This window comes from Auritidibacter ignavus, from assembly GCF_029853775.1.
Classification (GTDB): Bacteria; Actinomycetota; Actinomycetes; order Actinomycetales; family Micrococcaceae; genus Auritidibacter; species Auritidibacter ignavus.
In genome coordinates this window covers 1,039,863-1,061,924 of the sequence record NZ_CP122564.1, presented here as the reverse complement: position 1 = coordinate 1,061,924, position 22,062 = coordinate 1,039,863, and the positions used below count along the sequence as shown (strand labels likewise).

Genomic DNA, 22,062 nt, shown 5'->3' with positions numbered 1-22,062 from the left:
TTTCGCGCCAAACATACCGCCGAGTAGTCAGGTCGTCCGAGATAATGCTTGGGGATAGATAGCTTGTGAGGTGATACCACCGGCGCTGATGTCTCGTGTGCCGGGCGATTCAGCCCGAGACTCCTCCGGGAAGGTTGATCAGTGTGACCCCGTGTGCTTGTGCGAGTGATGCGTAGGCCTCAACAAACCGCTGACTGCGTTTGCCAGAAGCGCAGTACGCGACGATGTCTGCTTCGCCGTGACGGGAGAATAGATCTCGGACCTGCGGGGCATCTTGTTCAAGTGTGCCGTCTGGCAAAGTCAACTCCGACATTGCCAGGCGGCTGGAGCGACTGTGTGGTCCTAGCGCTGCGAGATTGTCCAGCAAGGTTTCGTGGTATTCGCGCACGTCCAGCGCGACAGCGTCTCCTTGCGAAATGCGGTCCAACAGTCGCCGGCGTTCAGAGGGGGTACGGGTGTGGGCATCGCCGTCCGGGCACACAGTTTTTGATCTGCAGGTGCTTGGGGTCGTACCAAGCTGTTCTGCCGTGACTGGGTTGCGTTGCGGATCTGCCATCACGTTAAAGGTGCTGGTGGTGGCGTTCAATGCGTCATAGGACAGTACGGAGCCGAGCAGTGGGCGACCGATGCCGGTGAGCACCTTAATGACCTCGGTTGCGGCTAAAGAACCCATGACTGCTGTGGTTGCTCCTAAGACACCTGCAGAAGCACAATCCGGTATGGCGTCTCCACTTGGTTGGTTTGGAAAGAGATCCCTCAGACCTACTTTTCCCGTCTGAAAGACGGAAAGCTGTCCGCTGTATCGCAGTACTGTCGCCCAGACCAGCGGGGTGCCGGTGATCTCGGCTGCATCGGCGACCAAGTACTTGGTGGCAAAAGTATCGGAACCATCCAGTACGACATCGACGTGCGCCAAAGCATCGAGAATATTCTCCGCAGTGAGACGCTCGCGATGTTCTTCGACTCTGATGTCCGGTTGCAAACGACGGAGCTGTTCGGCAGCGACGGTGACTTTTGGTCGGCCCGTGTCGGCTGTGCTGAACAATATCTGCCGGTGCAAGTTGGTGATATCGACGGTGTCGTCGTCATACAGCACGATGGTGCCGACCCCGACTGCTGCCAGCGATTGCATAGCGGGGCTACCGAGTCCGCCAGCACCTACAACGAGCACCTTAGCGTCATGAAGGCGTTGTTGCTCGGCGGGCCCGAAATCGGGAAGATTCAGGTGGCGAGCGGTGCGTCGTTGCTCCTGAACTGGCAGACTACGAAAAGGCTGGGGACTGTGCTCGGTCATCACACTAGAGCATCTCTTGTGCCCAGTTCTCATCCCACCGGGCAAGGCCTTCGAAGGTCGAACTAGCCAGAGCGCCTTCGGCATGGTTGCGGAGGGGGATCCGGCCGGCCTCCCGGGCCAGGCGGCCGGATTCCACCGCACGTTTCATAGCTTGTGCCATCGTCACCGGATCTTGGGAACGATTGATAGCGCTGGCTAAGAGCACACCGCTACAGCCAAGTTCCATGGCCAGCGTTGCATCTGAGGCGGTGCCCACACCTGCATCCAGAATGATCGGAACCTGGGCGCGGGCACAGATCAGCTCAATATTATGGGGGTTAAGAATTCCCAGCCCTGTTCCAATGGGAGACCCGAGCGGCATTACCGCAGCGGCTCCGGCGTCCTCGAGTCGTTTGGCCGCCACGGGGTCATCACTGGTGTAGGCCAGAACCTCAAACCCATCAGCCACGAGCATCTCGCAGGTGTCGACCAGTTCGACAACATCCGGTAGCAACGTGCGATCATCGGCAATCACTTCGAGCTTTACCCAGTTCGCCCCTAAAGCCTCACGTGCCAGCTGAGCGGTAAGGATTGCGTCTTTAGCCGTGCGACATCCGGCAGTATTGGGCAACACCGCAATGCCGAGTCGTTCCAATAACGTAAAGACGCTCTCGCCGCGGTTGCTTGACGGAGTATCGGCGCTGTGTGACGTGCGATAACGACGCATAGCAACTGTGGTCAGCTCTGTGCCACTGGCGACCAAGGATTTTTCTAACAGCTCGTGGCTCGTCGCACCGCCGGTCCCCATGATCAACCGGGAGTTAAAAGACCGTCCTGCAATCTCCAACATGTGCTTAACCACCTTGCACGGCAACGAGTAGGTCGATGTCGTCACCATCGCTGACTTGCTGTGATTCCCATTGGCTCCGCGGGACAACAGTGCGATTAAGTGCGACCGCGATGCCTTGTGCATCCGCTGTAGCTGCGGCAGTTGCCCCGGATGAAGATGTTTCGTGGTGCACAATATCCGCGATGCTCAGCGGAGTAGTGCTGGTGCGTTGTTCCTCGTTGACCGTATACAACACGGGCATATTCTCCTTTACAGGTACCGTTCCAAGGCACAGGCACTGATGTCAATGCCTACCTTATCCGTTGCGTCGTTCCGTGCAAATTTTGAAGTGTCTTGGGTTAACCCTAGGGCCACGTTGGCCTGTCCGGCGAGCGCAGAGAGTAAAATCCCGTGGCGGAAATAACCGGTCGAGATGATCACGTTGGACCCGACCGTGCCCAGCAGCGGGAGATCGTCCGGGGTGGCCGGTCGAGCCCCAGCGAGGGCCTCGATAAATTCGCACTCCTCCAGCCCCGGTACGATACGAATCGCATCCCGCAACAGCGCATACACCCCATCGACGCCGGCACGGGTGCGGTGATCTTCTCGGCTGGTGGCGCCCACGGCAACCGTGTGATCGGTGCGCGGAATGACGTAAATAGGGCGGTCCTCGACGAAACCGCGAATGACGCGATCAACTGGGGCCGGCTGGTCGTTTGGAACCGCCAAACGCACTAGGTCGCCCCAAACCGGGCGCAACGGCAAGACGGGCACACCGGCGATATGCTGGGCGCCTAGGCCATTGCAGACATAGACGCTCCCACTGACCTCGACGACATCATTGGTGGACAGGCGCACCGCGGTACAGCGCGCCGAGTCAAAGGTCAGTGCCGTTGCCCGTTGCTTTATCAGTCGCCCCCCGGCTTCTTGGAGTACCTGAAGCGATGCCACACAAAACAATCGTGGATTGACCTGGTGATCTCCCGGGATTTCCACTGCCCCCGCCAACTGCGGGGAAAGTCCCGGCTCTAAGGTCCGGGCCTGGCGTGTGGTGATGCGGCGGACGTCCATGCCGTGGTGGGTCTGATGCGCTTGGAGCTCAGATACGTGGGTCGCATCGGCCCGATCAGCGGCGACAACTATCGTGGATTCGGACCGATATCCTGTCGGCAGTGTGGTGCGTTCCCGGATCCAGTCCACCACCTGTGGCCAGAGTTCAGCCGAACGCGCCATGAGCGGATACAGCTTTTCTTGTCCATATTGGACCTCCGCCACCGGGGCGAGCATGCCTCCAGCCACGCGGGAGGCACCACTGATGGGGTGGGCGTCGACGAGCGCGATGTCTTGAGCGGGAACCCCGTGGCGTAACAACTCGATTGCGGTTGTCAGCCCAATAATGCCGGCACCAATGATGAGGTGCCCAACGGGGGAGAGAAGGCGGGTAGCGGAGGCGTTCGTCGTCATCGGGTGATCCCCCGGGTTGCAAAGGCCTGGTTGACTTCCTGGGCAACGGCCGCGGGGTCTTCAGCCTGCATGAAGCCTCGTACAATAGCGACACCGGCGACCCCCGTGGCGGCCAAATCGCCCGCATCCTCGGCGCGCACGCTACCGATGGCTACCACCGGAACTCGGCAGGCCTCGACGAGTGCGGGATAACCCTGTAGCCCTAAGGGTTCGCGTCCGGAGTCCTTGGTAGGTGTTGGGTGAAAGGGCCCAGCGCCCACATAGTCAATGACATCGGCATACTCGTTGGCCTGTTCAACCAGTGGCAGTGTGCCGGTGGTTAGTCCGATGATGGCTTGAGGCCCCAAGACCCGCCGGGCGAGTCTGGGGTCCAAATCATCTTGGCCTAGGTGTACTCCGTGAACATGGTGGTCTGGCATCAGCGCGACTGCGACATCGACGCGATCATCGATGACCACTTTGGCCTGCGGGTTGACCTCTTCGACCGCAACTGCAATGATGACCGAAAGCCGGGTCAGGGCACGGACGCCAATCGGCTTACTCCGAACCTGTACGATGCCCGCGCCACCAGCAACCGCGCGCCGAGCAATATCCACGATCGCTTCTATTTCAGCTTCATCTGGCTCGGGAGTGGGCTGGGGCACGGTTCGTCCGGTGACGAAGTAGCACTCCAGGAAGCTCTCGTTCGGGTGTTTGCTTTGATCCAACCGCTCGTTCCTTCAGATCGATCCGAATGTCGCTACCCCATACGACTGTGGTCTCAGACACTTTAACGACTACCGCAACGGATCAGCGCGGAACAAGGGACGGACTGGCTGATGACGATACGGTGTCGCCTCGAGGTACTACTCTACGCTGAGCCCGGCACACGAGAGCACTCTGTGATGAACCCGGCTCGAACTGAAGAAGAGATTCGAGGGGTTGACAGCAAACGATCCCTGTGGCGTTATGTCAACCAAGAAGTTATTCAGATATGTCATGTTTTTGAGATGACAGAGAACTCGGAGAGGAAGTGATGATGATGAACCGACCCGAGATCGAACCAGAACCGAGGATGAACCAACCCAGGATCGAACCAGAACTGCTGTGGGAGGAACGGTACGGGGATCCGATGGTGATGAAACTCGACCAGGAGTTGTGGCAGGCCCAGCAGGACGCATGGGACGAGGATCCCAACGTGTGGCAGAACCCGTTGGAGGAGACCCCGTATCTGCAGTCGCTGGTGGAGATGTACCACGAGGAGACAGTGGACGGGGAGTTTCCGTCGGTGCTGGACCGGGCACTGGAACTTCCGAGGTTTCAGGACGTGACCGAGGAATTCAAGAACTATCTGAAGGCGATCGTTATCAGCCACAAAGTGCAGTTGCGTCGGGAACGAGTACGACCGTTCGATCTGGACGAGATGGAGAGACAGAGCTTGAAGGGTCAGAAGCGGACGATGATGCAGTTGGACGTGTTGATGCATCGGGCGTTCGAGTGGATGAAGTCTCAGGGGATGGACCCGATGCCGGGCCACGAAACGATGCCAGTAGTGATGAACGAGCAGATGTATCAGAGAGCACTACAGCGTCAGAAGGAACACCAACAGGCCTCACCGAGTAACAGAGCAGGCCACACAGAGTCAGAGAGCAGAAGAACACTGCCGAAGAAACCTGGGGCGGATGGTAGCTAATGAAGTCGGTATCGCGTGAGTCCTGTACGCGGAGCTCGTTCTGAACTGTTCCGCTGACCTGATTGGTATATTCGCCCTTGATGTTGCTCCTCGTGATTGGTGGCCTCGCGCTCTTAGACTCCACGGCTTTCGGGACACTGCTCATTCCGGTGTGGTTGACGATGGCACCGGGACAATTCCGCTTTGGTCGTATTGCGACCTACCTAGCTGTCGTGGCGCTGAGTTACTACGCGATTGGTCTGGCCTTCCTATTAGGTGCTGACGCTCTGGTTGCTCGGTACCGGTCAGTATTTGAATCGGAGGGGTTCTCTTGGATTCTGGTGTTCATCGGGGCCCTGGCTGTCATGATTGGGGTGTTTCTGATGTGGCGTGATCGCCGAAGAAACCGCGTCCGGAAGGCGCCGAAGCGAGGCCCAGGCGTCTTGCGGAGAATCAGAGACCACATCATGCAGTCCGAGAGTTCGGGGTTGAAATCGGCGTCCTTAATGACAAGCCTCGCTCTGACAGCAGTGGTTTTGGAGGTGGCCACCATGCTTCCCTATCTGGCGGCGATCGGCATCTTGGTCGCTCAGGAGCTGAGTCTGTGGCAATCGGCTAGTCTGCTGGCCCTGTATTGTGTGGTGATGATTATGCCAGCCTTACTGCTGGCGCTGGGGCGGTGTTTTTTCCCGAAGACAGTCTCCGGGCCCCTGACGACGCTCGACGAGTTACTTTCTGAACAGGCGACATCCTCCAGCGCGGGATTTACCGCAATTTTCGGTGTCGTTATCGCAGGAATTGGTATCTTTGAGCTGCTTTAGCGCCAGATTTCGCCACAGGTGAGCGGTGGAGGCAAGCGTGCCGTTTGTGTGAGGAGGTTGACATTTCCTGAACAGTGTTCAAGGATTGAACGGTGTTCAACTACGGATTACTCGCAGACCGCGTTGAAAACGGTGAAGTCATTTCCGCTGACGACGCGATGGAAATTTTGACCAGTCCAGATACTGACTTGATGGAGCTCGTCAGCGCTACGAGTCGCTTGCGCAGAAAGTACTTTGGCAACCAGGTCAAGGTCAACTACCTAGTGAACCTGAAGTCTGGTCTGTGCCCTGAAGACTGTGGTTATTGCTCACAGCGGTTGGGGTCAGATACCGAGATTCTCAAGTACTCCTGGCTTGATGCTGATGAAGCACGGCGACAAGCTGAATTCGGGCTCGCCGGTGGAGCCTCGCGCGTGTGCTTGGTGGCCTCCGGGCGCGGGCCTTCGAATCGGGACATTAATAAGGTCTCTGGGATGGTAGAGGACATCAAATCGGCCAATCCCGGTGTTGAGGTGTGTGCCTGCTTGGGCTTCCTCAAAGACGGGCAGGCGGAACGATTGAAAGAAGCAGGAGTAGATGCCTATAACCACAACCTCAATACCGCTGAGTCACATTACGGCAATATCTGCACCACTCATACCTTTGCTGACCGCGTTGATACTGTCGGTAAGGCCCGAAATGCTGGATTGTCACCGTGCTCGGGTCTGATTGTGGGTATGGGCGAAACCAATGAGCAGATCGTTGAAACCATTGAGTCGCTCCGGGACGTCGACTCAGACTCGATTCCGGTCAACTTCCTGATCCCTTTTGAGGGCACCCCTCTTGCGGGGACCAATTATCTCACCCCGCAGCAATGCATGCGCATCCTGTGCGCGGTGCGGTTTATGTGTCCTGACCGCGAACTGCGGATCGCGGGTGGTCGAGAAATGCACTTGCGCTCGCTACAGCCACTATCGCTGCACGTGGCTAACTCATTATTCTTGGGAGACTATCTCACCTCAGAGGGGCAACCGGCTGAAGAAGATCTTGACATGATCGTCGATGGCGGATTCTCCATCGTGGGCACTGAAGATGCACAACAATTACGTGACGAGCTCAAAGCACACCGTGCTGCGCATCTAGCTGCTGTATCAACCGACCCACAGCCGGCTCAGAAGGTCAACGAATCTGTGGCTACGGCGGCGTCGGGATCCTTGCCTTGCGGTAAACCGCGTCCCACGGTCACAGGCCACGAGACAGACCCCGACGGTGTGTTGATTCCGTCGATCCGGTTGCGGGGAGCTGGGACTGACTACGCGCCGAATGCCTAATTTACGCCTCTGGCCGGTTGGAATCCTGCGAAGTTCCGAACGATTGGAGTGCCGGGCCATCGAGCCGGAAGACGTGCCAGCCATCCATGGGGTAGGCCCCAAGGTAGCGGTAGAAATCAATGGAGGGTTGGTTCCAGTCCAGCACTGACCACTCGACCCGGCGGTAACCGCGCGCCACGGCAATACTGGCCAGATGCTGGAGTAGCGCCTTGCCGTATCCCTGGCCACGGTGTTGTTCACGCACGTAGAGGTCCTCGAGATAGATTCCGTGCGTCCCCTCCCACGTGGAATAGTTCAAAAACCATAATGCGAATCCAGCTAGCTGGCCGTCGCCGGGTCCGGGCGCGTCAACGACGTGGGCGAAAATGGCAGGGTGCGGGCCGAAAAGATGGACTTGCAACTGCTCGGCAGTATTGCGGACGGCATCAGGCTCTTTCTCGTACACGGCAAGGGCCTGAATCATCTGAAGGATTTCGGGGGTATCTTGCGGACGTGCGGGGCGAATCGTTGGGCTCATGAGTGTCAGTTTAGGCCTCATACGCATCAATTCTCATAGCCTTCTCACAAACTCTCGATACGTTCAGACTCATCAGCCGGGGAAATAGCATCCTCGGGTCAAAACAGAATCACGACGAGATGTAATCCCGCAAGGAGGAGATTCTGATGATGACGACTACCACTACCCGCCATGTCACCACTGTTCTGGGGCTTAGCGTTCTGGGACTGGCCACGCTGACAGGTTGCTCGACCGAAGAACAAGGTACCGACACTTCAGCAAATGCCCCCGCTGAGCAGAGCGCAGACTCTGGGACCGAGGCGAACAACCAGAATGCTGGTGCCGACGACGCTGATGACCAGGTGGAAGAAAATGACCAGTCAGACAGCGATGATCAGGATGATGACGCTAGTAGTGCCAACGACTCAAACGGTACCGCGGAAAGCGAGGACGCGGTCTTCGGCGTGATTGATGCGGCACTGAATGAATATAGTGATGGGGTGGTCATTGCAGTGGATCGCGAGGACTCTGGTGCAAGCTATGAAGTTGACGTCGTTTCTTCGGGTGCTCTTTATGAGTTGGTGATCACTCCAGAAGGTCAGGTCACCGAGACCGAGCAAGACGACGGCGATGACGACGATACGCAGAAAGCCGAACAAGCCACGGTCACCGCGGCTGAAGCAGCTCAGCAAGTCCTTCAGGGACGCGATGATGAAGCGATCGTCGACGAGCTGGAATTGGATGAGGACGATGACCAATTGCGGTGGGACGTTGACCTCGACGACACCAATGGCCAGGATCTTGCTGAAGAGACGGTGCCCCCTAACTAATCTGGTCATTGTGTGAATTCCCCCAGGCATTCAAGCCCAAGGTGTGAAATACTGAGAGAAACACGCTGAGTAGACGTTTGGTGCACCGACGAGGGCCCGATGGTTCTCGTCGGTGCACCGGTCATGATAGTTTGTTGCTGGTACTGAACACCTCCCGTGGAGAGTAGGAATTTTCGAATGGCTCAGAAGAGTGCCCCGACCGTCTCAGATCAGACTCGGTCCAGCTCGCTGATGGATCTGGCCACAACTGGCTCGCGCCTGGTGCCGAAACAGTTAAAGGACAACCTCCAACTACTAAAATCTCATGCCACTTCCAAAGGTGTGACCATCGGGGTAGGGGCCGGATTTGCGGTTGTCGGCCTCTTGTTCCTGTTTATCACCATCGTGGCCTTGATCGTGGCAATGATCGGAGGCTTTGCTACTCAAACCAATATCTGGGTTGCGGCACTCTGGACTGCTCTGGGAGCCTTCGTTCTGACTCTGATCCTGATCGGTATTGGCGCTTGGCGAATCATGGCTGCGATGCCTCTTGTTCCCGCTGACCTGATTCGCGGGGTCAAGCACGACATTGGATACCTCACGGAAGGTAACGCATTCGACCCAGTGGAGTTCGATCGCCTCGAGGCCGAAAAGGCCGAGCAGAAGAAGATCGATAAAGAGCGCGAGAAAGAACTCATCAAGCAGGCGCAGAAGGAACAAAAAGCCGCGATCAAGCGCGGTGAGGCACCTGAGGGCATTCCTGATATCAAGCCCAGCGATGACGAAATCCGCCACCGCATGGACTTGCGTCGCCGTCACCTCGGTGACATTCGCTCCGGCCTGAATGAGAAGACTGACGTCAAAGCCCAGCTGGCGACCTTCACCGACCACGCCCTGGGGCGCGTCGATTCGGCTACCCGTGCAGAACAGTTGCGTCCGGTTTCTTCCTACTCGACCGCGGCAGCAGCAGGCGAGAAAGTCAACGACGCAGGTGAATTCGTCAAAGACCGCTGGGCTCCATTGACTCTGCTGGGTGCTTCGGTGACTACTTTCGCTGTCTTAGTCCGTCGTCTGAACAAAAAGAAGGACTAACCCTGTGGCTCTTACCACCCGATGGAGCTCAGGACCGTCCTGATGCGACTGATTGGTGCAGGTACCCGCGACGATATTGACTATGTTGTCACCGACCGGTGGCTGACCATACCCAATATCATCACCTTTGTCCGGTTTTTGCTGGTGCCGGTCTTTGTCTGGTTGCTGGTCATTGATGAGTATGTCTGGGCATTCATCACTTTGGTGGTGTTGTTCTCCACCGACTGGATTGACGGATATTTAGCACGGCGACTGAACCAAATTTCCGCGGTTGGAAAGTGGCTGGATCCGGTGGCCGACCGCATCGGGATTATCATCGTCGTGGTGTCGGTGGCACTGTCTGGTTTCGCTCCGTGGTGGTTAGCACTCAGCCTGATTGTGCCAGACCTGTTGCTGGCTATCCTGATGGCGTTCTTATTTCTGGGTAGCCCAGAACTTGAGGTCACAGTGCTGGGCAAGGTTCGCACCGCGTTGCTGATGATTGGTATCCCGGCCCTGGTCCTGGCCCAGGGAGTCGCTGAGTCTAACTGGTTGAACCTGATTGCTTACGTTTTTTTGATCCCTGGTAGTGCCGGTCACGTGCTGGCCGCGGTTGACTACGCCTGGCGAGGTATTCAAAAGTACAACTCGTTACGCTCCCAGAACATTAATCCGCGCCACCGTCGAAGCTGGTCCATGGCTTATACTCACGAGCCGAGTGAAGACCTCAGCCACGGACTGCACGAACGAGGTAGCCCGGCATCCGACTAAAAAGGCGATTCGGTTGAGAACCGCCTTGTTGTCTGCTTCCATGACAGTCGTGCAACGAGTTGATATGTTAGCTAGCAAATATTCCCGTTGCCTATCCCGCATACCAAAGGAAGCTTGTGCCCGTACCTGAATCCGGCCCGCTGACCCTCCTGATCGCTGCCGATACCTATCCGCCAGACGTCAACGGGGCCGCAACCGTATGTTTCCGTCTTGCCACTGAACTGCATCGGCGCGGTCATCATGTCCACGTGGTCTCGGCCCGCAACGAGGCGGGGCCTGACACGGTCCAGTACCGCGACGAGGCAACCGTGCACCGTCTGAAGTCGTGTCCGGCGCCGACCCACGAAACCTATCGGCTGGTTTCGCGATCGCATGCGGGACAGACGATTGGGGCGCTTTTGGATGAGATCAAACCTGATGTTGTACATGCGCAGTGCCACTACATGATCGGTGAGGCAGCGATCTTACAAGCTGAGAAGCGACGGATTCGTACCGTGTGCACCAATCACTTTATGCCGGAGAATTTGGACCCCTTCCTTCCGTTTCCGCAGTGGTTCCGTAATATTGTGTCGAAGAATTCCTGGCGCGATATGGGACGACTAATGGGTAAAGCCGTCGCCGTGACAACACCGACCCCGCTGTCAGCTCAAACGATGCGCGAGCGAGCGGGCCTAGATTTGGTGCTACCGGTTTCTAACGGCATTAATGCGGCAAAATATCAGCTTGCCGAGGGCGAAGAAATCCCCAAAAACCCATACCCGACGGTGTTGTTTGTCGGTCGGCTGGCCGTGGAGAAGAATATTGATGTGCTCCTGCGTGCGCTGAGCCATACGGGACCGGAGATTCATGCAGAAATCGTCGGTGACGGTGAGCAGCGGTACCGGTTGTGGGATCTGGCTGAGTCCCTGGGGGTCGATGATCGGGTCCGGTTTTTGGGTCATCTCAGTGATGAGGAACTGCGAGTCGCTTATTTGCGGGCCGATGCGTTCTGCCAACCAGGAACAGCTGAATTGCAGTCTTTGGTCTCTCTGGAGGCGATGAGCGCACAGAAGCCGGTGATCCTGGCCAACGCGTTGGCGCTGCCACATTTGGTCAATGAAGGAGAGAATGGGTATCTGTTCACTCCTGGCGATGCTGGAGACTTAGCGGATAAGTTGCAACGGGTTTTACTGGCAGCTCCGGCCGAACGCCAGAAGATGGGTGAGCGCTCGTATCAGATCGCATTGCGGCACTCTGAGTCCGCCAGCGTTGATGTGTTGGAAGCACTGTACCGCGGCGCCACCCTTGAAGAAGCAACTCAGTTGCTCCCCGAAGCTACGCTACGATAGATTCTTGAGCCTTGGGGCGTTAGCTCAGTTGGTCAGAGCAGAGGACTCATAATCCTTTTGTCGTGGGTTCAAGTCCCACACGCCCTACAGTGGCTACTCCCGCGGGGTAGCAGGGAACCCGCCAGATTTTGGGTCTGGCGGGTTCTGTGTTTTCGGGGTACTGGGTGGAACCACAGGTGGAACAAGCAATTTGGACGGCTGTTCTGGACGGGGAAAAAGGGGGCAGGATGCGGTGTCCAAACAGACTAACTCTCGACCGCGAGCACACACGGTTATATGTTCGCTGGCATAACCCTTTTTAAGACAAAAAAAGGGGGCCGCCCCACCTACCCAATGAGTAAGCGAGGCGGCCTAAACCGTTGTCGCAGGATCACCCGAGCCTATACACCACGGCCAGAGTCCAGCGACGCATCTTTCGCGGTGTTGTCAGCATTACCCACAGCGGTAGCAATGGACAGGAACGTTGCTAGGGCTGAGACGCTCAGCGCGGCCAGCCACGGCGCGTCAAGAATACCGGCCGAGATACCGACAGCGTCAGCGCCGACCCCGGCAACCAGGACCGCAACAAAGGTTTGGAAAAACGTTTTAATTGCCCGGTCAAGGGCACCCGTCCAGAATGCTTTAGTCCAAATAGTCATGTTGTGTTGCTCCTTTAATTCTTGTGTTCCCCGGGGGATCACTCGTCGTCCACCGCTTCGGTGGTGGTTTCTTCGCTGGTGTTGATGTTCAAGGACACGTCGGCTTCAAGGCTGGATAGGGCGTTAGACACGCCATTGTTGACTGCTTTGCCGATCTCTGCGGGGTCTACACCGTCGATCTGTTTGACAGCTTCGACGAGGCCATCAACGGTGCCTTTGATAGCGGCCACGTTGCGATCTGTCTGCTTCAGCACCGCGTGCATGTCCCGAGGGTCCTTCGCCCCCTTGTAGAGCCAGGGCCGGACTTTGGAGTTGTCGCGAATATTTTTGACGACACTGCGGATTTCTCGCAGGATTGCCCAGGCGTCTTTGTTTGCTTTGCCCCGGTATGCCCAGGAGGCGATGCGGATTTCTTCTTTTACGATTTTGCGGAGTTCTTCTGGGGTGGCCATGTCGAACCATGAACCTTTCTTAGTCGATGTTTTTGCGGTCGATGTAGTCGATGGTGTTTTCCAATACCCGCGTTTGACTGCGTTACGGAACGTGGTCATGTTGAAGGTCGGGTCCACTTTACGGCCACGCGGGACCGCCGCCTCCTTATGGCCAATGACCCGTGACATGTCCAAACGGAATTCTTTGCACAGCTCAGCACAGAGTTTCACGTAAGCGTCCATTTGCGCCGAGCCCCATTGTTCGCCGCGACCGGTATTCTCAGCCTCAATACCGATACTGTAAGAGTTCGTGTAATTCGTGTGGCTGACTTTGCCCGCGTGATTTGCCCGGCCGGCGGCAATCACATAAATTGTTCCGTCACGACCAAGCCCATAGTGAGCCAACGGCCCTGGGATGCCCGGCCGACCATCCCGGACCACACCCAGGGACGGATAGTTCCCGTTTCGTGGCCCGGCCGTGTGGTGGCACATGACCGAGCGGGCACCGGACATTTGCCCGTACCCTCGTCGCTTCCAACCCTTGACCTCGACCACCGGGTAGCCAGTCTTTCTGGCGACCCGCGCAAGGCCCGTGTACATGACCATTTTTGTCTCCTTCGTTCGGCAGAAAAAAACGACCACCACACAGGATGGTCAGAATGAATCGTTGATGTACCGCATGTCACGTCCAGGAACAGGCAAACCCGCGCATCATTCAATCAACGAGGGTCCCGTGGTGGCCGGTTCGGAGGCGGCGGCGGCTTCCCCAACCAAATGTGCTCCTGGAGTAGACTGATCCAAGCCGCGTCAACAGCACGATCAGCTTCCAGACGTTTCACTTTCGCTTCGAGCGCGTCCACGCGGGCCAGGATTTTCGTTGTGAATGCGTCCCAGTTCGCTGTTGCCGCTTTCGCGGCTTCGACCTCATTCCCAGATTGACCGGTCCTAGCGGAGGCTCTGGCCGAGTAGATGCCAGCGACTGTCCCACCGAGACCGGTCCCTCCAAGAAGAGTGATGAGGAGAGTCAACCAGCCTGAGTCCACAGTCACCTCCGATGTTGTGCAGCGTGTTTCTTTGCGAGCGCTCTGAGCGAAAGGAGCCGAGTGCCTAGCCCGACCGCGAACGCCGTGAGAATACACGCTTGTGGCCCACGCGTGATTGTTTCGGGCACGTCGGCCCAGACAGCGGCCGCGTAAATGCCAACTCCTGCGATGAGCAGTGGGAGTACCGTTAGCTCGACGCGCCATTTCATCAGCAACGCCGCGACGGCCGCGACGGACGCAAGGAGTAGGAGGGCTCCCCAAACGAAGGTTGATGTTGTTCCGATGATGCCCTCAATCGTCCTCGGCGGTGTGAGGATCACCCATGTGCCTGCGGTGAACATGAGGACGTAGGTTGCCACGCGGGAGAGTGCTTCACCGCGTGTTGGTGCGCCTTCTGACATTGGTTCCGGCCTCCTCTCCGGCCGTGGTGGTGACTTTCCCCGCCGCGCATCATGGTGTGTCGGGGTCGTGTTTTTTCCAGGCAGTCTTGCAGTGTCCAGGCGTGCACACGTTGATGGGGAGCTGCGACACGAATGTTTCCCCGTCCTTCACAGTGGTTTCTCCGAGCGCGAACGCCTCATCAATGGGCGGGGTGTGGGTCCATTCGTCTGCTGGCTCGCGCGCGGCCCCGTTCAGTCGTGCTGTGAGCAGCACGTCATTGATGTCGCGTGCGAGCGCTTCCCGGTTTTGACGTGTCACAAGCTCGTTTTCCAATTGGTGCATGAGTTCGTACATTTCAGCATTAGTCAAATCAGAAAAATCCATGAAAATGTGCCACCTTTCTTAGTCGAGGGTGTAGCTAATTCCGTCGAGAGCAACCCACGAACTTAGTTGCCCGTTCAGATGGCGGATACGAATGTATCCGTCGCGTTTAATTTCCATGGATACTGTTCCGCCATGACCGTGCGTAGCGGACATAACTTTTGTACTGGAAGGGATCACGTCATTTCGAAGCTGCATAATGTCTCTGCCGGTGCTCCAGTGTCCTGGCGACATCATTCCGGAAACATGCACCACATTATTTATCAGTGTGAACTGAACGTCCCCGTAGCCCCCACCGCCTGTGTAGTTCGACCAACCGTTCATGAACCGGGCCGGCGCATACTTCGTTTCTTTATAGATTGGAACCCATCCGTGCACGCCCCGGTTGGTGTACAGTTCCGGCCCGGTATCACGCGCAGAACGTGGGATGACAACACAGGCGAGTGTCCCGTACTCGGTGCGCTCCGGATCAGGCAGCATCTGGTACGACCAAACGTTGATCACATGCCCCAACCAAGGACGGGTCTGTGTGATTGTGGCGTCGGACAGGAGCTGATTGGGGGAGCGGCGGATCGTGTACAACACAATGTGTTTCCTGCCGTGCGTTGTTGGTAGTTTGTTGGCGTGTACTTCGACGCTGATTGGGCCGGCTTCTTCTTCCTCACGACGGGGATCATACGTCAGCGCCAGATAGTAGGTTGTCGGTGTGGTCACGGGCGGAAAACTCACCGGCATGTCTTCGAGTTGCGTATGGAAGAATCCCTCGATGGCGGCTTCTGACCTGCCTGTGGCATTTGAAGTTCGGAGCATCATCTGGTTCTTGGCATTGGTTTCAGAGTCCCCACCGGGCATGCCCACAAGCCGGTATGGTGATTGGGCTGATCCTGGTTCAGATTGTACGAACACGCCGGTGCCTGCAGCGCGTGACATCTGCTGATATTGGCGAGAATCAATGCCCTGCCCAACGACCGGGAATGACCTTTCTGGCGCGTCCGGGGGATCATAGGCCGGTTTGACCAGGCCCTCTAGACCGTCTAACCGTTGGTCTTGGAGTATGTCGTGCGCGGTTGGGTGTGTCATAGCGGCTCCTTTGGTTAAACAAAAAGACCGCCCAAGTGAGCGGCTAGGGGAGTAAGTGTCGGGTTAGTTGTTTTGTGTGCGGCGTAGTTCGGCGCGTAACTCTTTGATCAGCTCACGGACTTTGCCATCGTTCGCGTCGGGTTCTTCCATGACCGGGCCAACGGATACTTTGTATGTGGTGCCGCCTTTGTCCCAGTTGAGCTCCACCCGCTGCAACGTGTCCTGGATGTTCGTCTTATCCGTCAACTGCACGGTGATCAGATCGCCCCTGGTGAAGTCCCGCCCGTATTTGAGATTGCCCATCGTGGACGTGTCAATGGTGATCGACTGCTTCTCCACATGATCAGCTAGGGTGTCTTCCCCGGCCTTGATGAGTTCTTTGGCTTCTTCGGTGTCGCGCCGGTCTTGGAATAGCAGGGTTTTGACTTCCCAATCGGTCTGATCGGATTCGACCAGTCTCAGCATGCGGCCTGTGCCTTCACCTTGGCCTGCTACGAGTACGCGTGACGCTGTGGGAGCTTCGAGAGAATACGAGTATTGTTCGACGCTGCCATTGGCCTCACGCAAACGGATAGACCGGCGGTAATCATTGGGTTCACGAACACCAAACCGGATCTGCGAGGTCTCATGGTCCAAATACGAGAAAAACACGACACCGGAGTTCTTACTGACCGCTTGCAATTCCTCTAAGAGGTTCTGGAAGCGAGAATTGATCGTGACCCTCTTACCGCGCCCCTCAGACAAATCCACCACGATGGGGTTCCGATTCTCAGCACGCGGCGCGTTTTGGCTCACATGCAGTCTCACGGCGTCTTTGATGACCGTCTCTGCAGGCCCGGTTTCACGGTAGTACGGTCGCACAGTCTGAGAGGTGAGCGCCCGGTTAGGTGACGGCACCGTGATCATCCCGTGAACGTAGGACAGGTGGCACTCGAAATGCAGCTCAATATCTTTCAACCCGCTGCTATTCGTTTCAACATATTGTTTGAGCTTCCCCGCGATCAACTGATCTTTGCCGTCGTACACGGCCACGTGACCGCCCTCTAACCGGTAGCGTGGGTCAGTCTCAAACCGCCGCCACAATGGGCTATTGCCGTTCACGTCAAGCACACCGGTAGACACCGCGTTATTGCGGATCACCGCGCTACCACCCAGGATCGGGATCCGCCCAAGACGCTGCAAATCCCGGTTATAAAAGTCAGCGTGGATCACTACCCACCCCCGATCGCGTGGAAGAACGCCTCATGATACCGGATCAAAATCTCCGACTGCTGATTAGCGCCAACCATCGACACGTGAATATGGTTCCGGCCAGGATGCAACGGGAAGAAGTCATCATCTCCAGGGTCGATACGATCCCAAATTGGCGTCCCATCCGCCAACGTGATGTCTTGTTCTTGTGGCCTGGTTTGAATCAGGATTGGTTCATCAACCCTGCCATGCACAAAAATGCGTTCCCCCTGCGCGTTCTGGATCAACAAATCCTCACCAGGTGGGGTAACAACCGCAGACCAATACGCCGGCGCATCACCAGCCACCTGGAGTTCATATTCGCCTTGGACAACTGAGCCACCGATACGCACCGGGAAAAACGGGAACTCATACCCGTTCGGATCAGGCTTCGCCGTAATGAACTTCTTCTCAATGTTGCCCAGACGACGCCGCAACTCACGCACCTGCCCATACCAAAACGGGTCAAAAAACTGCGCCGTGATCCCGACCGTCCACCACCAATCATTATGACGCGTAGGATCAGTGATCTCCGTGGCCATCAACTTCCGGGTGCGCGTCTCCTGCGAGTACGGGTCAAACACGATCACATCAAAAAACCGTTTCTGACCAGGCTGCACAATCTGGACTAGCCGGTCAAACATCTGAGGCAACGTCGAAGGCACCGGCGTGTGTAGGTGGATTGGCAAAAACATGTCACCAGCCTCCAACCGGGCATGCCTGAACACCGACCCACCAGACGCCAACTCAGCAGCCTCCACCGACACCGGCGCAACACCAAGGCCCTCAACATCCGGCTTTAGGAAATACCCCTCACGCCGCTGGTTGTGGTGCAACCGGATCCCAGACTCCATCGGCTCACCAGACGGCTTGATCGACACCACAGGCGGCTTATGATCCCTGCGATCACCCCGCGGCGACTGGAACACCGGAGGCATCAACGCGCTCTCACGAAACGGCATAACGAATGACCTCCCTAGAATGGCACAGCCAACGAAGCTTTACGACGAGCTTCCTTATGAACTTCCTGCGCAAACTCGGCAGGCGACTGAGTCAACACGTCACCATAGAAATTCATGGTCGAACCATGCTGAGCACCACGACGGGACTGCAAAGCACGCTCCAAATCATGCAAATTCCGCTGATTCATCACATACTCATTCCGGCCAGTGTTATTCAGCACCATCGACAAACCAGGAGGAAGAACACCACCCTGATCACGCAAGATCGGTTTCGGGTCAACCAAACCACCAGTATCATAATGGTTATGCCGTTTGTGGAAGTTCAACGCTGAAACAGGGCTACCATAACGGCCCTTAATGTAATTCAAACCCCAATTAGCCTGACCAGCCGCAGTAGACTCAACCGGACCGTGCAAGGATGTCATCTTCTGGAACAACCCCCTCGCACTTGAGGACGGGTTCGCGGCGTTCGGGTTCCACGACGATTCACGCTGAATCAAATCCGACAAAGCGGACCACTGCTGACCGGTGTGCCAGCCGAACCGTTTGGCAACGTCCCTGACCTGATCCACAACAGAACCAGATGGTTCAGCGTCACCGCCCTCATTGTCACCAGAGGAAAGACCGATTTTGCTTTTCGCCCATTCCAGCATGGAATCAAACGCCTGTTTGGCCAGACCGATTGACGCGTCCAAAATGTATTCCGCGTGAGGGAACTTATCGGTTATCCATTTGGTGATTTTCTTGCCAAGCGCTTTGAATGGTGCTAACGGGTCAAACCAGCCGCCGCCGCCGTCGTCGTCACCTTCGGGGATTCCACCCATGTGTTTCAGCGGATCAACAGGTTTCCCACCAGACCAGGTTTCAAAGTGCAAGTGAGGGCCAGTACTGTTACCGGTGTTACCTGATAACGCAATAGTCTGGCCTTTAGAAACGTCATCACCTGCGGCTGCTTTAGCTTTCTGCAAGTGGCCGTAATACGTGTTCCTGTTTCCTGGGTGGTTCAACAGAACGCCGATCCCGGTACGGCCTGTGACGATGTTCCACCCTGTGCGTGCCACCGTGCCAGCCAGCGCGGCCCGAACAGGTGTCCCAGTTGGGACGGCCCAGTCAACACCCGAGTGGTGGCCACCCCACCGTGGACCAAACTTCGACGTGACAGGACCATTCACAGGTTTAACGAGCCCGCCAGACGCGTACCCTTCAAGGTCCCCGTGCTCGTTGATGTGCGACAACAGGCCAGGGTGCAAACGTTCAAACCGGCGACGCGACGACTTGCGGATCACGAACTCATCGGCGTGAACAACACCAGCAGGCTGGAACTTGCCACCAGGACCAGTCCAACCACCGGTCGCGTACTCGTTAATCCAACCCGGCTCCGGAATGCCCGGAATGTTAACCCCAGGAACCTTATTCAGTGCGTTGATCAGGCCGTCGTTGAAGACATCCTGGATGACGAACTTAATCGGTTTAGCCGCGATCCCTTTCAGCCGGTCCCACTGCTTTTGGATGTTCTCCACGGCTGTTTTGAACCGGGATTTAAGGTTCTCCATCTTGTCCCCAAACCAGTCAATAACCGGTTTGATGCCATTGTGGTAAACGTCGGACATGAGGCCTGACATTGACGACCATTTGTCACCAATCCACGTGAAAACCGGGGACAAAACAGCGTTCCATAACCAGAAAGCGATGTCAGCAAGGTAATCCCACGCGGGTTTCAGAATGTTCTGCCACGCCCAGACCATCCGATCAACCATGGATTGCCAGTGGTTCCCAATCCACGAAAACACCGGGGAAAGAACCGCGTTCCACAACCAGAAAGCGATGTCAGCAAGGTAATCCCACGCCGGTTTCAAAACGTTCTGCCACGCCCAGACCATCCGATCAACCATGGATTGCCAGTGGTTCCCAATCCACGAAAACACCGGGGAAAGAACCGCGTTCCACAACCAGAAAGCGATGTCAGCAAGGTAATCCCACGCGGGTTTCAGAATGTTCTGCCACGCCCAGACCATCCGATCAACCATGGATTGCCAGTGGTTCCCAATCCACGAAAACACCGGGGAAAGAACCGCGTTCCACAACCAGAAAGCGATGTCAGCAAGGTAATCCCACGCCGGTTTCAAAACGTTCTGCCACGCCCAGACCATCCGATCAACCATGGATTGCCAGTGGTTCCCAATCCACGAAAACACCGGCGACAAAACATTATTCCACAACCATTGCGCAACAAAAGCAACAGCATGTAAAACGGGTTTCCAAACAGTTTCCCAATTAAATTGGATCGCGAGAACCACGTACTGCCACTTATCAGCAATCCACGAAAACACCGGGCTGAGAATGTTTTCCCACAACCAAGTAGCGACCGCAGCGACCGCGTCCCAGACCGGTTTAAGTATGTACTCCCAAGCGGCCTGCATTGTCGTGGACATGACTTGCCAGTACGTCCAGATCGCCGTAAAAACAACGAAGACCACGGCATCCCACAGCCACTGCAAAACGGTTGCTACCGCATCCCACACTGGCTTCAGAACGTTTTCCCAGGCAGCTTGAATGAATCCGACCGTTGCATTCCAGGCGTCAGCAATCCACGAGGTGACTGGCTGGATGACTGATTCCCAGAGCCACGAGAAAGCGGAGCCGATACCGTCTACCGTGGTGCCGATCCCGTCGCTGATGGCAGTGAAAGCCTCACCGAGCCACTGCCAGGCCGCAACAATCCAATCGACAACCGGTGAGATGACAGACTCCCACAACCATGTGAACGCATCACCCATCCAAGTGATGACCGGCTGCACCACGGTCTCCCATAACCAGGTCAAAGCAGTGCCTAGTGCCTCAGTGAAGGTAGCCCAGAGTTTTTGACCTATCTCGGTTTGTGTGAAAAACCAGGTCAAACCAGCAACCAGGGCGGCTATACCCGAGATCACCAACCCGACAGGGTTTGCTTTCATGACTGCGTTGAGTGCACCGAATGAAATTTTGACCGAATCAATCGCGGACTTGACCGAATCAATCGCGGACTTGACTCCAAGCACGCCAAGGAACGTTGTGATGAACGTTCCGACCGCGAGCGTGAGTGGGATGATCCAATCGCGGTTCTGGATAATCCATTTCCCAATGTCCATGAGCGCGCCAACAACATTGCTAGCGATGGGGAGGAACGTGTTTTGGAACCAGTTCGCCAATCCTGCCACCGCGTCTGCGATGATCGGCTCCATGGACTTAGCCCAATCCTCAACCGGCTCCAAAGCTTCCATAGCCCAGTTCAGGAATGCTTTACCGGCCTCGTACAATGGGCCAAGCAGTGACGCGCCAATGCGACCCAAAGACGCAATAGTGTTCTTCCAAGCGCCAAGAAACGTATCCCCGGATTCCTGGGCGGCCCCGCCAACACCAGTCTCCATGGCTGCGGCAAAGTCCTCAAAGCTGACTTTTCCCTCCGACACCATGTCGGACACTTCCGCAGCCGTCACATTATAATGGTCAGCAAGCAAGTCCAAGATAGGGATTTGCCGCTCAAGCATCTGATTGACAATCTGGCCGTCAATCTTGCCCTTCGCCGCAGCTTTACCCCAGATGAGGCCCATATCATTCAGGTCAGTGCCTGCAACCGTGGCAGCGTCGCCCACCAGCGTCAGCACACGCTCTAGATCTTCACCAGGCTGAATACCAGCAGCGACCATCGTGGCAGCCAGGGATGCAGCCTCGCCCATGCCAAAAGCTGTGCCTTTGACCGCGTTGAGTGCGTTGTCCATGATGGCTTCGACTTCTTCACCACTATGACCAAGACCTTTGAGCTTTGCGCGGGCTTCTTCGATGTCCTGAAGGCGTTGGAATCCTTTGGCGAGCGCTGTTGCGACAACACCAGCACCCACAGCGACCGTGCCCGCAGCCCCCACCTTGAGCGCCTTACCGAGACCAGAAATGACCTTGTCGCCAATTCGTTTCCCGGGATCAGCGGCTCCCACGCCTTTTTCTAGAGGCTTGACGAAGCCCCTCCCAATAGCTGACTGCAAGCCAGAGAAAGTAGGCGTGACAAGTACCTGGGCGTTACCGATAACAGAAATTTGGATCACCCTACCTTCTGGGA

General features: G+C 56.5%; 21 protein-coding genes and 1 tRNA gene. 8 read left to right on the top strand and 14 right to left on the bottom strand.

Features of this window, described 5'->3' with window-relative positions:
• Positions 1 to 109: 109 nt before the first annotated feature.
• The 5 genes from QDX22_RS04780 to QDX22_RS04760 are packed head-to-tail and all read right to left on the bottom strand — an operon-like array spanning position 110 to position 4,273.
• The gene (locus QDX22_RS04780; protein ID WP_183145585.1) at positions 110 to 1,294 is read right to left on the bottom strand and encodes a ThiF family adenylyltransferase; all 1,185 of its coding nucleotides are present in this window, start codon (positions 1,292 to 1,294) and stop codon (positions 110 to 112) included.
• Positions 1,295 to 1,298: 4 nt separating this feature from the next.
• Positions 1,299 to 2,123, bottom strand: a complete 825-nt coding sequence (locus QDX22_RS04775; protein WP_279718104.1) for a thiazole synthase — start codon at positions 2,121 to 2,123, stop codon at positions 1,299 to 1,301.
• Positions 2,124 to 2,127: 4 nt separating this feature from the next.
• Complete coding sequence (gene thiS / locus QDX22_RS04770; RefSeq protein ID WP_199446204.1) at positions 2,128 to 2,364, bottom strand: sulfur carrier protein ThiS; 237 nt, start codon at positions 2,362 to 2,364, stop codon at positions 2,128 to 2,130.
• An 8-nt stretch (positions 2,365 to 2,372) separates the two neighbouring features.
• Positions 2,373 to 3,566 carry a glycine oxidase ThiO gene (gene thiO / locus QDX22_RS04765; RefSeq protein ID WP_279718103.1) on the bottom strand — a complete coding sequence of 398 codons (1,194 nt, stop codon included), beginning with the start codon at positions 3,564 to 3,566 and terminating at the stop codon, positions 2,373 to 2,375.
• The gene (locus QDX22_RS04760; protein ID WP_279718102.1) at positions 3,563 to 4,273 is read right to left on the bottom strand and encodes a thiamine phosphate synthase; all 711 of its coding nucleotides are present in this window, start codon (positions 4,271 to 4,273) and stop codon (positions 3,563 to 3,565) included. Before QDX22_RS04760 ends, thiO begins: the two co-directional genes overlap by 4 nt.
• A gap of 347 nt (positions 4,274 to 4,620) precedes the next feature.
• On the opposite strand from QDX22_RS04760, the gene QDX22_RS04755 reads away from it, so the two are divergent.
• From QDX22_RS04755 to bioB, 3 genes are all read left to right on the top strand, one after another.
• Positions 4,621 to 5,238 (top strand): hypothetical protein, encoded by a 618-nt coding sequence (locus tag QDX22_RS04755; RefSeq protein WP_279723942.1) that lies wholly within the window; start codon positions 4,621 to 4,623, stop codon positions 5,236 to 5,238.
• Positions 5,239 to 5,318: 80 nt separating this feature from the next.
• A complete protein-coding gene (locus tag QDX22_RS04750; RefSeq protein WP_279718100.1) occupies positions 5,319 to 6,038 on the top strand; it encodes a GAP family protein in 720 nt (239 codons plus the stop codon).
• A gap of 92 nt (positions 6,039 to 6,130) precedes the next feature.
• Positions 6,131 to 7,348, top strand: coding sequence for a biotin synthase BioB (gene bioB / locus QDX22_RS04745; RefSeq protein WP_279718099.1), 1,218 nt, complete (start codon positions 6,131 to 6,133; stop codon positions 7,346 to 7,348).
• A 1-nt stretch (position 7,349) separates the two neighbouring features.
• On the opposite strand, the gene QDX22_RS04740 is transcribed toward bioB, so the two are convergent.
• Entirely contained in the window at positions 7,350 to 7,865 is a 516-nt protein-coding gene (locus QDX22_RS04740; RefSeq protein WP_279718098.1) for a GNAT family N-acetyltransferase, read from the bottom strand.
• A gap of 146 nt (positions 7,866 to 8,011) precedes the next feature.
• Between QDX22_RS04740 and QDX22_RS04735 the strand changes: the two genes are divergently transcribed.
• From QDX22_RS04735 to QDX22_RS04715, 5 genes are all read left to right on the top strand, one after another.
• Positions 8,012 to 8,674, top strand: a complete 663-nt coding sequence (locus QDX22_RS04735; RefSeq protein ID WP_279718097.1) for a hypothetical protein — start codon at positions 8,012 to 8,014, stop codon at positions 8,672 to 8,674.
• A gap of 177 nt (positions 8,675 to 8,851) precedes the next feature.
• Positions 8,852 to 9,745, top strand: coding sequence for a phage holin family protein (locus QDX22_RS04730; RefSeq protein WP_110098728.1), 894 nt, complete (start codon positions 8,852 to 8,854; stop codon positions 9,743 to 9,745).
• A gap of 42 nt (positions 9,746 to 9,787) precedes the next feature.
• Positions 9,788 to 10,495, top strand: coding sequence for a CDP-alcohol phosphatidyltransferase family protein (locus QDX22_RS04725; RefSeq protein ID WP_279718096.1), 708 nt, complete (start codon positions 9,788 to 9,790; stop codon positions 10,493 to 10,495).
• Between the two features lie 116 nt (positions 10,496 to 10,611).
• Positions 10,612 to 11,823 carry a glycosyltransferase gene (locus tag QDX22_RS04720; RefSeq protein ID WP_279696378.1) on the top strand — a complete coding sequence of 404 codons (1,212 nt, stop codon included), beginning with the start codon at positions 10,612 to 10,614 and terminating at the stop codon, positions 11,821 to 11,823.
• 13 nt (positions 11,824 to 11,836) lie between these two features.
• Positions 11,837 to 11,910: transfer RNA gene (locus tag QDX22_RS04715), tRNA-Ile, on the top strand.
• Between the two features lie 293 nt (positions 11,911 to 12,203).
• Here the strand turns inward: QDX22_RS04715 and QDX22_RS04710 are convergent.
• The 8 genes from QDX22_RS04710 to QDX22_RS04675 form a co-directional block, all read right to left on the bottom strand.
• Positions 12,204 to 12,461, bottom strand: a complete 258-nt coding sequence (locus tag QDX22_RS04710) for a holin (protein ID WP_279718095.1) — start codon at positions 12,459 to 12,461, stop codon at positions 12,204 to 12,206.
• A 38-nt stretch (positions 12,462 to 12,499) separates the two neighbouring features.
• Entirely contained in the window at positions 12,500 to 13,498 is a 999-nt protein-coding gene (locus QDX22_RS04705; RefSeq protein ID WP_279718094.1) for an N-acetylmuramoyl-L-alanine amidase, read from the bottom strand.
• 439 nt (positions 13,499 to 13,937) lie between these two features.
• The gene (locus QDX22_RS04700; protein ID WP_122548830.1) at positions 13,938 to 14,336 is read right to left on the bottom strand and encodes a hypothetical protein; all 399 of its coding nucleotides are present in this window, start codon (positions 14,334 to 14,336) and stop codon (positions 13,938 to 13,940) included.
• A 49-nt stretch (positions 14,337 to 14,385) separates the two neighbouring features.
• On the bottom strand, positions 14,386 to 14,700 hold the full coding sequence (locus QDX22_RS04695; RefSeq protein WP_279718093.1) for a hypothetical protein: 315 nt from the start codon (positions 14,698 to 14,700) through the stop codon (positions 14,386 to 14,388).
• 18 nt (positions 14,701 to 14,718) lie between these two features.
• Entirely contained in the window at positions 14,719 to 15,777 is a 1,059-nt protein-coding gene (locus tag QDX22_RS04690) for a hypothetical protein (protein ID WP_279718092.1), read from the bottom strand.
• Positions 15,778 to 15,840: 63 nt separating this feature from the next.
• Positions 15,841 to 16,989, bottom strand: a complete 1,149-nt coding sequence (locus tag QDX22_RS04685) for a Gp37-like protein (protein ID WP_279718091.1) — start codon at positions 16,987 to 16,989, stop codon at positions 15,841 to 15,843.
• Positions 16,989 to 17,597, bottom strand: a complete 609-nt coding sequence (locus tag QDX22_RS04680) for a hypothetical protein (protein ID WP_279718090.1) — start codon at positions 17,595 to 17,597, stop codon at positions 16,989 to 16,991. Before QDX22_RS04680 ends, QDX22_RS04685 begins: the two co-directional genes overlap by 1 nt.
• 386 nt (positions 17,598 to 17,983) lie before the next feature.
• Positions 17,984 to 22,048 carry an aggregation-promoting factor C-terminal-like domain-containing protein gene (locus QDX22_RS04675; protein WP_279723941.1) on the bottom strand — a complete coding sequence of 1,355 codons (4,065 nt, stop codon included), beginning with the start codon at positions 22,046 to 22,048 and terminating at the stop codon, positions 17,984 to 17,986.
• Between the last annotated feature and the right edge of the window lie 14 nt (positions 22,049 to 22,062).

What these genes read in the sequence shown, in the direction of transcription:
- QDX22_RS04780 (WP_183145585.1), bottom strand. Translation starts at nt 1,294, where the DNA reads ATGACCGAGCACAGTCCCCAGCCTTTTCGTAGTCTGCCAGTTCAGGAG.
- QDX22_RS04775 (WP_279718104.1), bottom strand. Translation starts at nt 2,123, where the DNA reads ATGTTGGAGATTGCAGGACGGTCTTTTAACTCCCGGTTGATCATGGGG.
- thiS (WP_199446204.1), bottom strand. Translation starts at nt 2,364, where the DNA reads ATGCCCGTGTTGTATACGGTCAACGAGGAACAACGCACCAGCACTACT.
- thiO (WP_279718103.1), bottom strand. Translation starts at nt 3,566, where the DNA reads ATGACGACGAACGCCTCCGCTACCCGCCTTCTCTCCCCCGTTGGGCAC.
- QDX22_RS04755 (WP_279723942.1), top strand. Translation starts at nt 4,621, where the DNA reads ATGAACCAACCCAGGATCGAACCAGAACTGCTGTGGGAGGAACGGTAC.
- QDX22_RS04750 (WP_279718100.1), top strand. Translation starts at nt 5,319, where the DNA reads ATGTTGCTCCTCGTGATTGGTGGCCTCGCGCTCTTAGACTCCACGGCT.
- QDX22_RS04740 (WP_279718098.1), bottom strand. Translation starts at nt 7,865, where the DNA reads ATGAGCCCAACGATTCGCCCCGCACGTCCGCAAGATACCCCCGAAATC.
- QDX22_RS04735 (WP_279718097.1), top strand. Translation starts at nt 8,012, where the DNA reads ATGATGACGACTACCACTACCCGCCATGTCACCACTGTTCTGGGGCTT.
- QDX22_RS04730 (WP_110098728.1), top strand. Translation starts at nt 8,852, where the DNA reads ATGGCTCAGAAGAGTGCCCCGACCGTCTCAGATCAGACTCGGTCCAGC.
- QDX22_RS04725 (WP_279718096.1), top strand. Translation starts at nt 9,788, where the DNA reads ATGCGACTGATTGGTGCAGGTACCCGCGACGATATTGACTATGTTGTC.
- QDX22_RS04710 (WP_279718095.1), bottom strand. Translation starts at nt 12,461, where the DNA reads ATGACTATTTGGACTAAAGCATTCTGGACGGGTGCCCTTGACCGGGCA.
- QDX22_RS04705 (WP_279718094.1), bottom strand. Translation starts at nt 13,498, where the DNA reads ATGGTCATGTACACGGGCCTTGCGCGGGTCGCCAGAAAGACTGGCTAC.
- QDX22_RS04700 (WP_122548830.1), bottom strand. Translation starts at nt 14,336, where the DNA reads ATGTCAGAAGGCGCACCAACACGCGGTGAAGCACTCTCCCGCGTGGCA.
- QDX22_RS04695 (WP_279718093.1), bottom strand. Translation starts at nt 14,700, where the DNA reads ATGGATTTTTCTGATTTGACTAATGCTGAAATGTACGAACTCATGCAC.
- QDX22_RS04690 (WP_279718092.1), bottom strand. Translation starts at nt 15,777, where the DNA reads ATGACACACCCAACCGCGCACGACATACTCCAAGACCAACGGTTAGAC.